At 50.7% G+C, this 14,586-nt stretch carries 15 protein-coding genes and 1 riboswitch; of the genes, 8 read left to right on the top strand and 7 right to left on the bottom strand.

Annotation, left to right across the window (positions count from 1 at the left end):
- Nucleotides 1–4: 4 nt before the first annotated feature.
- A riboswitch (TPP riboswitch) is annotated at nt 5–104 on the bottom strand.
- A 33-nt stretch (nt 105–137) separates the two neighbouring features.
- Nucleotides 138–1,793, bottom strand: coding sequence for a DNA-binding transcriptional regulator SgrR (gene sgrR, locus AB4H76_RS19330; protein WP_085452775.1), 1,656 nt, complete (start codon nt 1,791–1,793; stop codon nt 138–140).
- Nucleotides 1,794–1,881: 88 nt separating this feature from the next.
- Between sgrR and sgrT the strand changes: the two genes are divergently transcribed.
- Complete coding sequence (gene sgrT, locus AB4H76_RS19325) at nt 1,882–2,013, top strand: glucose uptake inhibitor SgrT (RefSeq protein ID WP_001248770.1); 132 nt, start codon at nt 1,882–1,884, stop codon at nt 2,011–2,013.
- Nucleotides 2,014–2,114: 101 nt separating this feature from the next.
- Nucleotides 2,115–3,293, top strand: a complete 1,179-nt coding sequence (gene setA, locus AB4H76_RS19320; RefSeq protein ID WP_000637849.1) for a sugar efflux transporter SetA — start codon at nt 2,115–2,117, stop codon at nt 3,291–3,293.
- A gap of 48 nt (nt 3,294–3,341) precedes the next feature.
- Here setA and leuD read toward each other — a convergent pair whose 3' ends face one another.
- From leuD to leuL, 5 genes are all read right to left on the bottom strand, one after another.
- A complete protein-coding gene (gene leuD / locus AB4H76_RS19315) occupies nt 3,342–3,947 on the bottom strand; it encodes a 3-isopropylmalate dehydratase small subunit (protein ID WP_000818228.1) in 606 nt (201 codons plus the stop codon).
- A gap of 10 nt (nt 3,948–3,957) precedes the next feature.
- Complete coding sequence (leuC, locus tag AB4H76_RS19310) at nt 3,958–5,358, bottom strand: 3-isopropylmalate dehydratase large subunit (RefSeq protein ID WP_001140652.1); 1,401 nt, start codon at nt 5,356–5,358, stop codon at nt 3,958–3,960.
- 2 nt (nt 5,359–5,360) lie between these two features.
- Complete coding sequence (leuB, locus tag AB4H76_RS19305) at nt 5,361–6,452, bottom strand: 3-isopropylmalate dehydrogenase (protein WP_000042353.1); 1,092 nt, start codon at nt 6,450–6,452, stop codon at nt 5,361–5,363.
- On the bottom strand, nt 6,452–8,023 hold the full coding sequence (leuA, locus tag AB4H76_RS19300; RefSeq protein WP_000082850.1) for a 2-isopropylmalate synthase: 1,572 nt from the start codon (nt 8,021–8,023) through the stop codon (nt 6,452–6,454). The genes leuB and leuA overlap by 1 nt, the downstream gene beginning before the upstream one ends.
- A 92-nt stretch (nt 8,024–8,115) precedes the next feature.
- Complete coding sequence (leuL, locus tag AB4H76_RS19295) at nt 8,116–8,202, bottom strand: leu operon leader peptide (protein WP_001300467.1); 87 nt, start codon at nt 8,200–8,202, stop codon at nt 8,116–8,118.
- 659 nt (nt 8,203–8,861) lie between these two features.
- Here leuL and leuO point away from each other — a divergent pair.
- Nucleotides 8,862–9,806: a transcriptional regulator LeuO gene (leuO, locus tag AB4H76_RS19290; protein ID WP_001297362.1), complete on the top strand. Its 945-nt coding sequence runs from the start codon at nt 8,862–8,864 to the stop codon at nt 9,804–9,806.
- A gap of 154 nt (nt 9,807–9,960) precedes the next feature.
- Here leuO and AB4H76_RS19285 read toward each other — a convergent pair whose 3' ends face one another.
- On the bottom strand, nt 9,961–10,005 hold the full coding sequence (locus AB4H76_RS19285) for a protein YabR (RefSeq protein ID WP_120795371.1): 45 nt from the start codon (nt 10,003–10,005) through the stop codon (nt 9,961–9,963).
- A 118-nt stretch (nt 10,006–10,123) separates the two neighbouring features.
- Between AB4H76_RS19285 and ilvI the strand changes: the two genes are divergently transcribed.
- The 5 genes from ilvI to mraZ all read left to right on the top strand — a co-directional run bounded on the left by ilvI (nt 10,124) and on the right by mraZ (nt 14,586).
- Entirely contained in the window at nt 10,124–11,848 is a 1,725-nt protein-coding gene (gene ilvI / locus AB4H76_RS19280) for an acetolactate synthase 3 large subunit (protein ID WP_000425661.1), read from the top strand.
- 2 nt (nt 11,849–11,850) lie between these two features.
- Nucleotides 11,851–12,342, top strand: coding sequence for an acetolactate synthase small subunit (gene ilvN / locus AB4H76_RS19275; RefSeq protein WP_001300383.1), 492 nt, complete (start codon nt 11,851–11,853; stop codon nt 12,340–12,342).
- Between the two features lie 11 nt (nt 12,343–12,353).
- The gene (locus AB4H76_RS19270) at nt 12,354–12,440 is read left to right on the top strand and encodes a fruR/shl operon leader peptide (protein ID WP_001303787.1); all 87 of its coding nucleotides are present in this window, start codon (nt 12,354–12,356) and stop codon (nt 12,438–12,440) included.
- A gap of 81 nt (nt 12,441–12,521) precedes the next feature.
- Nucleotides 12,522–13,526 (top strand): catabolite repressor/activator, encoded by a 1,005-nt coding sequence (gene cra, locus AB4H76_RS19265; RefSeq protein WP_000762401.1) that lies wholly within the window; start codon nt 12,522–12,524, stop codon nt 13,524–13,526.
- Nucleotides 13,527–14,127: 601 nt separating this feature from the next.
- Nucleotides 14,128–14,586: a division/cell wall cluster transcriptional repressor MraZ gene (gene mraZ, locus AB4H76_RS19260; RefSeq protein ID WP_001295533.1), complete on the top strand. Its 459-nt coding sequence runs from the start codon at nt 14,128–14,130 to the stop codon at nt 14,584–14,586.

Below are 14,586 nucleotides of genomic sequence, written 5' to 3'. Positions count from 1 at the left end.
GGACTTGAGAAGGAGCCTCAAATCCCTTCGCCGGCGTTATCCGGATCAGGTTCGACGGGTATTTTCTCAGCGCACGCGTTTGCGTGGCACCCCGTTGAGAACGGCGTTAGTGTAGTGATTTTGTTATCTACCAGCAATCATGGATCCGGCGGCGCAAACCACGCTGATTTAAAATCGAACCAGCCGAGGGTATTCATACGCAGGCCGCGCATACTGCGTTGTCCCTGAATGATCAGCCAGTGGTGGATAAGCGGCACCATTGCTTTACTGGCGACCAGTTGCTGGCACCAGTTCGCCAGGTTCATTTCGCCATTGCGCCAGCGGGCGGCGTCGGCTTGCCAGTCGATCGGAATACAGTGTTGGAGCAGCGGCACCTCGCACAAGTGCGCGAACAGCGAAAAATCCAGCGGCAGCGTAAAGTTGGCGCTATTAAGCCAGATATCGCTCTCGATCTCTCCTTCATGCCACTGATCGTAGTCGATCTCTTTGATTTCCAGCGTGACCTGGTGGCTTGCCAGAATCTGCTGCATGATCCCGGCAATCACCCGATGCTCACTGTGATCCTGATAAAAGGTCAGGGTGAGGCTTTCCAGACCAGCCGGTTTTTCGCTCTTTATGGTGCGGGCATGGTGCCAACGGGGGAGCAGTCCATAAGCCGGGAACCACAGTTGCTGGTACTGTTCCTCAGCGAAATAGACCAGATTAGTTGGAGAAAGCACATAGCTTACCCAGTCCCTGACTTGCTGATTCGCCCCGCGATGGGTGCGGCTGTCGAATAGTAAATAGTAGCAACCTTCCTCCAGGCGGCTTTCAATCTCTTTTTCCTCGCCCTGTGGACCTTTTAGTATCAGACCTCCAGCTGGCTCGTCGGCAATTTCCGGCAGAACCCAGACGTTAACTTCATCGATTAATGCCCGGTAACCGAAGAAGTCATCGAATGCCTGAATTTTCAGTTGATTGGTGGTGTTGCGGATCACCGCATACGGACCGGTGCCGATGGGATGGCTGGCAAAGTTACTGAGGGTTTCCCATTCGCGCGGCAGGATCATCGCCGGAACTTGCCCCAGCAGTAACGGTAACCAGCGGTCCGGTTGCGTGAGATGGATATCCAGCGTCCAGGGCGTCGGCGACACAATGTCCGCAATATGCGAATAGAGCGGCAGCGTATTGATTCGTTTTAAAGAGGCGATCACGTCGTCCATTTCCAGTTCACGACCATGATGAAAATGGACTCCTGGACGCAAAAAGAAACGCCAGTGAAGCGGTGATATTTGCTGCCAGTGGTGGGCGATGTCTGCTTCCAGTTCCCCATTTTCCTCATTTATGCGCGTTAGCGAACTGAAGATTTGCCGGGCAATATGGGTTTCGGAACGGCGCAATGCGCTGCCAGGTAGCAGATTACGCAACGGACGATAGTAGAGCACGCGCAGGATGTGCCGCCCCTGGCGGAAGCTGCGGCCCAGATGAGAAACCAGCATTTGCCGCACAGTCGCTTTGTCGCCAACCAACTGCACTAGTTGGTCGATACGATCCTGCTCCAGCAGGTCTTCCGCCCGCTGTTGCTGAAGCGCCAGCCCGGTATAGAGGAATGTCAGACGCGAGCGTTTACCACGCCCGACTTCCGCTTCCCACGTCAGCCAGCCGCGATCCTGCATGGTGTTGAGCAGGGTGCGCATATGACGACGCGAGCAGCTCAATAACGCTGCCAGTTCGTTGAGCGTTGTGTCCTGCGATTTACCCTCGCAGCATTGCCACAGGCGGATGAACTGTTGTTGCAGACGAGCAGATGGCATAAAAGGGGAACTCCTGTGCAAAAGACAGCAATTTTATTTTCCCTATATTAAGTCAATAATTCCTAACGATGAAGCAAGGGGGTGCCCCATGCGTCAGTTTTATCAGCACTATTTTACCGCGACAGCGAAGTTGTGCTGGTTGCGTTGGTTAAGCGTCCCACAACGATTAACCATGCTTGAAGGACTGATGCAGTGGGATGACCGCAATTCTGAAAGTTGACTTGCCTGCATCATGTGTGACTGAGTATTGGTGTAAAATCACCCGCCAGCAGATTATACCTGCTGGTTTTTTTTATTCTCGCCGCGCTAAAAAGGGAACGTATGATCTGGATAATGACGATGGCTCGCCGTATGAACGGTGTTTACGCGGCATTTATGCTGGTCGCTTTTATGATGGGGGTGGCCGGGGCGCTACAGGCTCCTACATTGAGCTTATTTCTGAGTCGTGAGGTTGGCGCGCAACCTTTCTGGATCGGACTCTTTTATACGGTGAATGCTATTGCTGGGATCGGCGTAAGCCTCTGGTTGGCAAAACGTTCTGACAGTCAGGGCGATCGGCGAAAACTGATTATATTTTGCTGTTTGATGGCTATCGGCAATGCGCTATTGTTTGCATTTAATCGTCATTATCTGACGCTTATCACCTGTGGTGTGCTTCTGGCATCTCTGGCCAATACGGCAATGCCACAGTTATTTGCTCTGGCGCGGGAATATGCGGATAACTCGGCACGAGAAGTGGTGATGTTTAGCTCGGTGATGCGTGCGCAGCTTTCTCTGGCATGGGTTATCGGTCCACCGTTGGCCTTTATGCTGGCGTTGAATTACGGCTTTACGGTGATGTTTTCGATTGCCGCCGGGATATTCACACTCAGTCTGGTATTGATTGCATTTATGCTTCCGTCTGTGGCGCGGGTAGAACTGCCGTCGGAAAATGCTTTATCAATGCAAGGTGGCTGGCAGGATAGTAACGTACGGATGTTATTTGTCGCCTCGACGTTAATGTGGACCTGCAACACCATGTACATTATTGATATGCCGTTGTGGATCAGTAGCGAGTTAGGATTGCCAGACAAACTGGCGGGTTTCCTGATGGGGACGGCAGCTGGTCTGGAAATACCAGCAATGATTCTGGCTGGCTACTATGTCAAACGTTATGGTAAGCGGCGAATGATGGTCATAGCAGTGGCGGCAGGAGTACTGTTTTACACCGGATTGATTTTATTTCATAGCCGTCTGGCGTTGATGACGCTGCAACTTTTTAACGCTGTATTTATCGGCATTGTTGCGGGTATTGGGATGCTATGGTTTCAGGATTTAATGCCTGGAAGAGCGGGGGCAGCTACCACCTTATTTACTAACAGTATTTCTACCGGGGTAATTCTGGCTGGCGTTATTCAGGGAGCAATTGCACAAAGTTGGGGGCACTTTGCTGTCTACTGGGTAATTGCGGTTATTTCTGTTATCGCATTATTTTTAACCGCAAAGGTTAAAGACGTTTGATGACGTGGACGATAGCGGAAAGCCCGGTCATTTGACCGGGCAAGGGGATTAATTCATAAACGCAGGTTGTTTTGCTTCATAAGCGGCAATGGCGTCGTCGTGCTGCAAGGTAAGCCCAATACTGTCCAGACCGTTCATCATGCAGTGGCGGCGGAAGGCATCGATGGTAAAGCGATAGGTTTTCTCTCCCGCTTTCACCTCTTGCGCTTCCAGATCCACGTCGAAATGGATCCCCGGATTGGCTTTCACCAGCGCAAACAGTTCGTCCACTTCTGCATCGCTTAATTTCACCGGCAGCAGCTGGTTGTTAAAGCTATTGCCGTAGAAGATGTCAGCAAAACTCGGCGCAATCACCACTTTAAAACCGTAGTCGGTCAATGCCCAGGGCGCGTGCTCACGCGAAGAGCCACAGCCGAAGTTTTCTCGTGCCAGCAAAATGGAAGCGCCCTGATACTGCGGGAAGTTCAGCACGAAGTCCGGGTTTGGCTGTTGGCCTTTTTCATCCAGAAAACGCCAGTCGTTAAACAGATGCGCGCCAAAACCCGTACGGGTCACTTTCTGCAAAAACTGTTTCGGGATGATTGCATCGGTATCGACATTGGCGGCATCCAGCGGAACCACCAGGCCTGTGTGTTTGATAAATTTCTCTGCCATGGTGTGCTCCTTATTTAATGTTGCGAATGTCGGCGAAATGTCCGGTCACAGCAGCAGCGGCAGCCATTGCCGGGCTGACCAGATGCGTGCGCCCGCCGCGCCCCTGGCGGCCTTCAAAGTTACGGTTGCTGGTGGAGGCACAACGTTCGCCCGGATTCAGACGGTCGTTGTTCATCGCCAGACACATTGAGCAGCCAGGCAAGCGCCATTCAAAACCGGCTTCAATAAAGATTTTATCCAGACCTTCCGCTTCCGCCTGGGCTTTTACCGGGCCAGAGCCGGGAACCACCAGTGCCTGCACGCCTGGCGCGACTTTTCGCCCTTTGGCGATCTCCGCTGCCGCGCGTAAATCTTCAATGCGCGAGTTGGTACAGGAACCGATAAACACTTTGTCGATAGCCACTTCGGTCAGCGGAATACCCGGTTTCAGCCCCATATAGGCCAGCGCTTTTTCTGCCGACGCGCGTTCAACCGGATCGGCAAACGAAGCCGGATCGGGAATATTGTCGTTCACGGAAATCACCTGGCCGGGATTGGTGCCCCAGGTGACCTGCGGTGAAATTTCTTCTGCTTGCAGAGTGACAACGGTATCGAAAGTTGCGCCTTCGTCGGTTTGCAGGGTTTTCCAGTAGGCAACGGCGTCGTCGAAATCTTTGCCTTTCGGCGCATGCAAACGGCCTTTGACATAGTTAAAGGTGGTTTCGTCCGGTGCAACCAGACCGGCTTTTGCGCCCATTTCGATTGCCATATTGCACAGGGTCATACGACCTTCCATGCTTAAATCACGGATTGCTTCGCCGCAAAACTCCACCACATGCCCGGTGCCGCCTGCGCTACCGGTTTTACCGATAATTGCCAGCACGATATCTTTTGCGGTAATGCCCGGCGCGGCTTTGCCCTGGACTTCAATTTTCATGGTTTTTGCGCGGCCCTGTTTCAGGGTTTGCGTTGCCAGTACGTGTTCAACTTCGGAAGTGCCGATACCAAAGGCCAGTGCGCCAAACGCGCCGTGGGTGGCGGTATGCGAGTCGCCGCAGACAATGGTCATCCCCGGCAAGGTGACGCCCTGTTCCGGCCCCATTACGTGGACGATCCCCTGATACGGGTGATTCAGGTCATACAGTTCGACGCCAAATTCTTTGCAGTTTTTGATCAGTTCCTGCATCTGGATACGCGCCATTTCACCGCAGGCATTAATGTCTTTGGTCTGGGTAGAGACGTTGTGATCCATGGTAGCGAAGGTTTTGCCCGGCTGACGTACCGGGCGACCGTGGGCGCGCAGACCATCGAACGCCTGCGGTGAGGTCACTTCATGCACCAGGTGGCGGTCGATATATAACAGTGGGGTTTCGTTTTCGGCTTCGTACACAACGTGAGCGTCGAACAATTTTTCGTATAACGTCTTAGCCATGATTACACCCCTTCTGCTACATAGCGGGCAATGATATCGCCCATTTCATCGGTACTAACGGCGGCAGCGCCACGGGCTAAATCCCCGGTGCGAATGCCTTCTTCTAATGCGCGGTTAATGGCGCGTTCAATGGCGCAAGCCGCATCATCGGCATCCAGGCTGTAACGCAGCAGCAGTGCCAGCGAAAGGATTTGTGCAATCGGGTTGGCGATGTTTTTGCCTGCGATATCTGGTGCCGAGCCGCCCGCCGGTTCATACAGTCCAAAACCTTGCTCGTTCAGGCTGGCGGAAGGCAACATCCCCATCGAGCCAGTGATCATTGCGCACTCGTCAGACAGAATGTCGCCAAACAGGTTGGAGCACAGCAGAACGTCAAACTGTGATGGATCTTTAATCAGCTGCATGGTGGCGTTGTCGATGTACATATGCGCCAGTTCGACATCCGGGTATTCCGTGGCGATCTCGTTAACGATCTCCCGCCATAAAATAGAGGATTGCAGCACGTTGGCTTTATCGATCGACGTCACTTTGTGGCGACGCTTGCGAGCAGATTCAAACGCGATGCGGGCGATACGTTCGATCTCAAAACGGTGATACACCTCGGTATCAAAGGCTTTTTCATATTGTCCGCTACCTTCGCGGCCTTTTGGCTGACCGAAATAGATGCCGCCGGTCAGTTCGCGCACACACAGGATGTCGAAGCCGTTTGCGGCAATGTCTGCACGCAGCGGACAGAATGCTTCCAGCCCCTGATACAGTTTTGCCGGGCGCAGGTTGCTGAATAATTTGAAGTGCTTACGCAGAGGCAGCAGCGCGCCGCGTTCTGGTTGCTGGTCTGGTGGTAAATGTTCCCACTTCGGGCCGCCTACCGAGCCAAACAGCACGGCATCGGCTTGCTCACAACCTTCAACCGTCGCAGGCGGCAGTGGTTGCCCGTGGTTATCAATGGCTGCGCCGCCTACATCGTAATGGCTGGTGGTGATGCGCATCGCAAAGCGGTTGCGCACGGCATCCAGCACTTTCAGCGCCTGGGTCATCACTTCCGGACCAATACCGTCCCCCGGCAATACGGCAATATGGTAATTCTTCGACATCACACGGTTTCCTTGTTGTTTTCGTTGTGTTGAGCTTTGCGTTGCAACTCTTTTTCGACTTCTGCGGCACGCCAGATATTGTTCAGAACGTGCACCATGGCTTTGGCAGATGACTCGACAATATCGGTAGCCAGGCCGACGCCGTGGAAGCGGCGACCGTTGTAGTTAGCGACGATATCCACCTGACCCAGCGCATCTTTACCGTGGCCTTTGGCGGTCAGGCTGTATTTCACCAGTTCGACGTTATATTCAGTGATGCGGTTAATTGCCTGATAGACGGCATCGACCGGACCGTTACCGTTGGCGGCTTCTGCTTTGACTTCTTCGCCACAGGCCAGTTTGACGGCGGCGGTGGCGATATCGTTAGAGCCAGACTGCACGCTGAAGTAATCCAGACGGAAATGCTCCGGCTCTTCTTGCTGCTTACCGATGAAGGCCAGCGCCTCCAGATCGTAATCAAACACCTGACCTTTTTTGTCCGCCAGCTTCAGGAAAGCATCGTACAAATTGTCTAAATTATATTCACTTTCTTTATACCCCATCTCATCCATGCGATGTTTCACCGCCGCACGCCCCGAACGAGAGGTCAGATTCAGCTGGATTTGGTTCAGACCAATAGATTCTGGTGTCATGATTTCGTAGTTTTCGCGGTTTTTCAGCACGCCATCCTGGTGGATACCGGAGGAGTGTGCGAATGCGCCGCTGCCAACAATGGCTTTGTTTGCCGGGATCGGCATATTACAAATCTGGCTAACTAACTGGCTGGTGCGCCATATCTCCTGGTGATTAATGGCGGTGTGGACGTTGAGAATATCCTTACGAACTTTGATCGCCATGATGACTTCTTCTAGGGAACAGTTTCCGGCACGCTCGCCGATCCCGTTCATTGCGCCTTCCACCTGGCGTGCACCGGCATGTACCGCCGCCAGTGAGTTGCCGACCGCCAGGCCTAAATCGTCGTGGGTATGTACGGAAATAATGGCTTTGTCGATGTTAGGTACGCGTTCATACAGGCCGCTGATGATTCCGGCGAACTCAAACGGCATGGTGTAGCCCACGGTGTCCGGAATGTTGATGGTGGTGGCACCGGCATTAATCGCCGCTTCGACCACTCGCGCCAGATCGGCAATGGGTGTACGCCCGGCATCTTCGCAAGAAAATTCAACATCATCGGTGTAATTACGGGCGCGTTTCACCATATAGATAGCGCGTTCGATCACTTCATCCAGCGTGCTGCGCAGCTTGGTGGCGATGTGCATTGGCGAAGTGGCAATAAAGGTATGAATACGGAAGGCTTCGGCGACTTTCAGGGATTCGGCCGCCACGTCGATATCTTTCTCCACGCAGCGAGCTAACGCGCATACGCGGCTGTTTTTAACCTGGCGAGCGATGGTTTGCACTGATTCAAAATCACCCGGCGAAGAAACGGGGAAACCGACTTCCATCACGTCAACACCCATACGCTCAAGGGCCAGCGCAATTTGCAGTTTTTCTTTCACACTCAAGCTTGCCTGTAACGCCTGTTCACCGTCGCGCAATGTGGTATCGAAAATAATGACTTGCTGGCTCATGGTTTGGGTCCTTGTCTCTTTTAGAGCGCCTCGCTTCGGGCATAAAAAAACCCGCGCAATGGCGCGGGTTTTTTGTTTGACTGCGTGCTGGCTTAATGCTGGATGCCGCTCACTCGTCTACCGCGCAAAGAAGATGCGTTTAGTAGTAGTAGACCGATAAAGCGAACGATATGAGTCATTAAATCAGCTCCAGATGAATGCGATATGCTTTTAGAGTTACTGGATACAAAAACGGATGTCAACCCTGACGCAATAAAAACGTCCCGCCAGCGTGAGTTCTGCATCCGTAAAATTAGCTAATTGTGCTGCGGTGGTTAAAGTAAGCGATATTAATTTCTGCTTAACTACCGACGCTTTTCATCGGTTGACATATTTCAGCATAAATTTTTGCATCTAATCAACGAGGAAAAAGGGGACAAAATGCACGCGTTGCAAAACCTATCCTGATGATTTGTATTGAATTATATGTTTTGCGATTTTTTTTGATATTGATTTGGTGAATATTATTGATCAATTAATGTTAAGAATTAATGCATTAAATATATAAATTAATTATTAAATAAGCACATTTAATCCATTTTGTAGATGATTGAGTATTCGCGGTAGTTATGATTAGATTGTTTTCGCAACAAAAACATTATGGATTATTATACTGTGGTAAATGACTCATTCCACGGCAATGGATTCTGTTTTTATCAGAACCCGTATCTTTATGTTTTCCGAATTTTACTCATTTTGCTTTTTCTTATTTTATATGCATGATAAATCATATTCTTCAGGATTATTTCTCTGCATTCCAATAAGGGAAAGGGAGTTAAGTGTGACAGTGGAGTTAAGTATGCCAGAGGTACAAACAGATCATTCAGAGACGGCGGAGTTAAGCAAGCCACAGCTACGCATGGTCGATCTCAACTTATTAACCGTTTTCGATGCCGTGATGCAGGAGCAAAACATTACCCGTGCCGCTCATGTTCTGGGTATGTCGCAACCTGCGGTCAGTAACGCTGTTGCACGCCTGAAGGTGATGTTTAATGACGAGCTTTTTGTTCGTTATGGCCGTGGTATTCAACCGACTGCTCGCGCATTTCAACTTTTTGGTTCAGTTCGTCAGGCATTGCAACTAGTACAAAATGAATTGCCTGGTTCAGGTTTTGAACCCGCGAGCAGTGAACGTGTATTTCATCTTTGTGTTTGCAGCCCGTTAGACAGCATTCTGACCTCGCAGATTTATAATCACATTGAGCAGATTGCGCCAAATATACATGTTATGTTCAAGTCTTCATTAAATCAGAACACTGAACATCAGCTGCGTTATCAGGAAACGGAGTTTGTGATTAGTTATGAAGACTTCCATCGTCCTGAATTTACCAGCGTACCATTATTTAAAGATGAAATGGTGCTGGTAGCCAGCAAAAATCATCCAACAATTAAGGGCCCGTTACTGAAACATGATGTTTATAACGAACAACATGCGGCGGTTTCGCTCGATCGTTTCGCGTCATTTAGTCAACCTTGGTATGACACGGTAGATAAGCAAGCCAGTATCGCGTATCAGGGCATGGCAATGATGAGCGTACTTAGCGTGGTGTCGCAAACGCATTTGGTCGCTATTGCGCCGCGTTGGCTGGCTGAAGAGTTCGCTGAATCCTTAGAATTACAGGTATTACCGCTGCCGTTAAAACAAAACAGCAGAACCTGTTATCTCTCCTGGCATGAAGCTGCCGGGCGCGATAAAGGCCATCAGTGGATGGAAGAGCAATTAGTCTCAATTTGCAAACGCTAACTGATTGCAGAATAGGTCAGACATGAATGTCTGGTTTATTCTGCATTTTTTATTGAATGTAGAATTTTATTCTGAATGTGTGGGCTCTCTATTTTAGGATTAATTAAAAAAATAGAGAAATTGCTGTAAGTTGTGGGATTCAGCCGATTTATTATCAATTTAATCCTCTGTAATGGAGGATTTTATCGTTTCTTTTCACCTTTCCTCCTGTTTATTCTTATTACCCCGTGTTTATGTCTCTGGCTGCCAATTGCTTAAGCAAGATCGGACGGTTAATGTGTTTTACACATTTTTTCCGTCAAACAGTGAGGCAGGCCATGGAGATGTTGTCTGGAGCCGAGATGGTCGTCCGATCGCTTATCGATCAGGGCGTTAAACAAGTATTCGGTTATCCCGGAGGCGCAGTCCTTGATATTTATGATGCATTGCATACCGTGGGTGGTATTGATCATGTATTAGTTCGTCATGAGCAGGCGGCGGTGCATATGGCCGATGGCCTGGCGCGCGCGACCGGGGAAGTCGGCGTCGTGCTGGTAACGTCGGGTCCAGGGGCGACCAATGCGATTACTGGCATCGCCACCGCTTATATGGATTCCATTCCATTAGTTGTCCTTTCCGGGCAGGTAGCGACCTCGTTGATAGGTTACGATGCCTTTCAGGAGTGCGACATGGTGGGGATTTCGCGACCGGTGGTTAAACACAGTTTTCTGGTTAAGCAAACGGAAGACATTCCGCAGGTGCTGAAAAAGGCTTTCTGGCTGGCGGCAAGTGGTCGCCCAGGACCAGTAGTCGTTGATTTACCGAAAGATATTCTTAATCCGGCGAACAAATTACCCTATGTCTGGCCGGAGTCGGTCAGTATGCGTTCTTACAATCCCACTACTACCGGACATAAAGGGCAAATTAAGCGTGCTCTGCAAACGCTGGTGGCGGCAAAAAAACCGGTTGTCTACGTAGGTGGTGGGGCAATCACGGCGGGCTGCCATCAGCAGTTGAAAGAAATGGTGGAGGCGTTGAATCTGCCCGTTGTTTCCTCATTGATGGGGCTGGGGGCGTTTCCGGCAACGCATCGTCAGGCACTGGGCATGCTGGGAATGCACGGTACCTACGAAGCCAATATGACGATGCATAACGCGGATGTGATTTTCGCCGTCGGGGTACGATTTGATGACCGAACGACGAACAATCTGGCAAAGTACTGCCCAAATGCCACTGTTCTGCATATCGATATTGATCCTACTTCCATTTCTAAAACCGTGACTGCTGATATCCCGATTGTAGGGGATGCTCGCCAGGTCCTCGAACAAATGCTTGAACTCTTGTCGCAAGAATCCGCCCATCAACCACTGGATGAGATCCGCGACTGGTGGCAGCAAATTGAACAGTGGCGCGCTCGTCAGTGCCTGAAATATGACACTCACAGTGAAAAGATTAAACCGCAGGCGGTGATCGAGACTCTTTGGCGGTTGACGAAGGGAGACGCTTACGTGACGTCCGATGTCGGGCAGCACCAGATGTTTGCTGCACTTTATTATCCATTCGACAAACCGCGTCGCTGGATCAATTCCGGTGGCCTCGGCACGATGGGTTTTGGTTTACCTGCGGCACTGGGCGTCAAAATGGCGTTGCCAGAAGAAACCGTGGTTTGCGTCACTGGCGACGGCAGTATTCAGATGAACATCCAGGAACTGTCTACCGCGTTGCAATACGAGTTGCCCGTACTGGTGGTGAATCTCAATAACCGCTATCTGGGGATGGTGAAGCAGTGGCAAGACATGATCTATTCCGGCCGTCATTCACAATCTTATATGCAATCGCTACCCGATTTCGTCCGTCTGGCGGAAGCCTATGGGCATGTCGGGATCCAGATTTCTCATCCGCATGAGCTGGAAAGCAAACTTAGCGAGGCGCTGGAACAGGTGCGCAATAATCGCCTGGTGTTTGTTGATGTTACCGTCGATGGCAGCGAGCACGTCTACCCGATGCAGATTCGCGGGGGCGGAATGGATGAAATGTGGTTAAGCAAAACGGAGAGAACCTGATTATGCGCCGGATATTATCAGTCTTACTCGAAAATGAATCAGGCGCGTTATCCCGCGTGATTGGCCTTTTTTCCCAGCGTGGCTACAACATTGAAAGCCTGACCGTTGCGCCAACCGACGATCCGACATTATCGCGTATGACCATCCAGACCGTGGGCGATGAAAAAGTACTTGAGCAGATCGAAAAGCAATTACACAAGCTGGTCGATGTCTTGCGCGTGAGTGAGTTGGGGCAGGGCGCGCATGTTGAGCGGGAAATCATGCTGGTGAAAATTCAGGCCAGCGGTTACGGGCGTGACGAAGTGAAACGTAATACGGAAATATTCCGTGGGCAAATTATCGATGTCACACCCTCGCTTTATACCGTTCAATTAGCAGGCACCAGCGGTAAGCTTGATGCATTTTTAGCATCGATTCGCGATGTGGCGAAAATTGTGGAGGTTGCTCGCTCTGGTGTGGTCGGACTTTCGCGCGGCGATAAAATAATGCGTTGAGAATGATCTCAATGCGCAATTTACAGCCCAACATGTCACGTTGGGCTTTTTTTGCGAAATCAGTGGGAACCTGGAATAAAAGCAGTTGCCGCAGTTAATTTTCTGCGCTTAGATGTTAATGAATTTAACCCATACCAGTACAATGGCTATGGTTTTTACATTTTACGCAAGGGGCAATTGTGAAACTGGATGAAATCGCTCGGCTGGCGGGAGTGTCGCGGACCACTGCAAGCTATGTTATTAACGGCAAAGCGAAGCAATACCGTGTGAGCGACAAAACCGTTGAAAAAGTCATGGCTGTGGTGCGTGAGCACAATTACCACCCGAACGCCGTGGCAGCTGGGCTTCGTGCTGGACGCACACGTTCTATTGGTCTTGTGATCCCCGATCTGGAGAACACCAGCTATACCCGCATCGCTAACTATCTTGAACGCCAGGCGCGGCAACGGGGTTATCAACTGCTGATTGCCTGCTCAGAAGATCAGCCAGACAACGAAATGCGGTGCATTGAGCACCTTTTACAGCGTCAGGTTGATGCCATTATTGTTTCGACGTCGTTGCCTCCTGAGCATCCTTTTTATCAACGCTGGGCTAACGACCCGTTCCCGATTGTCGCGCTGGACCGCGCCCTCGATCGTGAACACTTCACCAGCGTGGTTGGTGCCGATCAGGATGATGCCGAAATGCTGGCGGAAGAGTTACGTAAGTTTCCCGCCGAGACGGTGCTTTATCTTGGTGCGCTACCGGAGCTTTCTGTCAGCTTCCTGCGTGAACAAGGTTTCCGTACTGCCTGGAAAGATGATCCGCGCGAAGTGCATTTCCTGTATGCCAACAGCTATGAGCGGGAGGCGGCTGCCCAGTTATTCGAAAAATGGCTGGAAACGCATCCGATGCCGCAGGCGCTGTTCACAACGTCGTTTGCGTTGTTGCAAGGAGTGATGGATGTCACGCTGCGTCGCGACGGCAAACTGCCTTCTGACCTGGCAATTGCCACCTTTGGCGATAACGAACTGCTCGACTTCTTACAGTGTCCGGTGCTGGCAGTGGCTCAACGTCACCGCGATGTCGCAGAGCGTGTGCTGGAGATTGTCCTGGCAAGCCTGGACGAACCGCGTAAGCCAAAACCTGGTTTAACGCGCATTAAACGTAATCTCTATCGCCGCGGCGTGCTCAGCCGTAGCTAAGCCGCGAACAAAAATACGCGCCAGGTGAATTTCCCTCTGGCGCGTAGAGTACGGGACTGGACATCAATATGCTTAAAGTAAATAAGACTATTCCTGACTATTATTGATAAATGCTTTTAAACCCGCCCGTTAATTAACTCACCAGCTGAAATTCACAATAATTAAGTGATATCGACAGCGCGTTTTTGCATTATTTTGTTACATGCGGCGATGAATTGCCGATTTAACAAACACTTTTCTTTGCTTTTGCGCAAACCCGCTGGCATCAAGCGCCACACAGACGTAACAAGGACTGTTAACCGGGGAAGATATGTCCTAAAATGCCGCTCGCGTCGCAAACTGACACTTTATATTTGCTGTGGAAAATAGTGAGTCATTTTAAAACAGTGATGACGATGAGGGATTTTTTCTTACAGCTATTCATAACGTTAATTTGCTTCGCACGTTGGACGTAAAATAAACAACGCTGATATTAGCCGTAAACATCGGGTTTTTTACCTCGGTATGCCTTGTGACTGGCTTGACAAGCTTTTCCTCAGCTCCGTAAACTCCTTTCAGTGGGAAATTGTGGGGCAAAGTGGGAATAAGGGGTGAGGCTGGCATGTTCCGGGGAGCAACGTTAGTCAATCTCGACAGCAAAGGGCGCTTATCAGTGCCTACCCGTTATCGGGAACAGCTGCTTGAGAACGCTGCCGGTCAAATGGTTTGCACCATTGACATTTATCACCCGTGCCTGCTGCTTTACCCCCTGCCTGAATGGGAAATTATCGAGCAAAAATTATCGCGTCTGTCGAGCATGAACCCGGTTGAGCGCCGTGTGCAGCGCCTACTGTTAGGTCATGCCAGCGAATGTCAGATGGATGGCGCAGGTCGATTGTTAATCGCGCCAGTACTGCGGCAACATGCCGGGCTGACAAAAGAAGTGATGCTGGTTGGACAGTTCAACAAGTTTGAGCTGTGGGATGAAACAACCTGGCATCAACAGGTCAAGGAAGATATCGACGCAGAGCAGTTGGCTACCGGAGACTTATCGGAGCGACTGCAGGACTTGTCTCTATAA

The sequence above is a fragment of the Escherichia sp. UTM R2 genome (genome assembly GCF_048593455.1).
In the GTDB taxonomy this organism is placed as follows: domain Bacteria; phylum Pseudomonadota; class Gammaproteobacteria; order Enterobacterales; family Enterobacteriaceae; genus Escherichia; species Escherichia coli.
The sequence above is the reverse complement of the archived record's forward strand: the minus strand, read 5'-3'. Positions and strand labels throughout refer to the sequence as shown.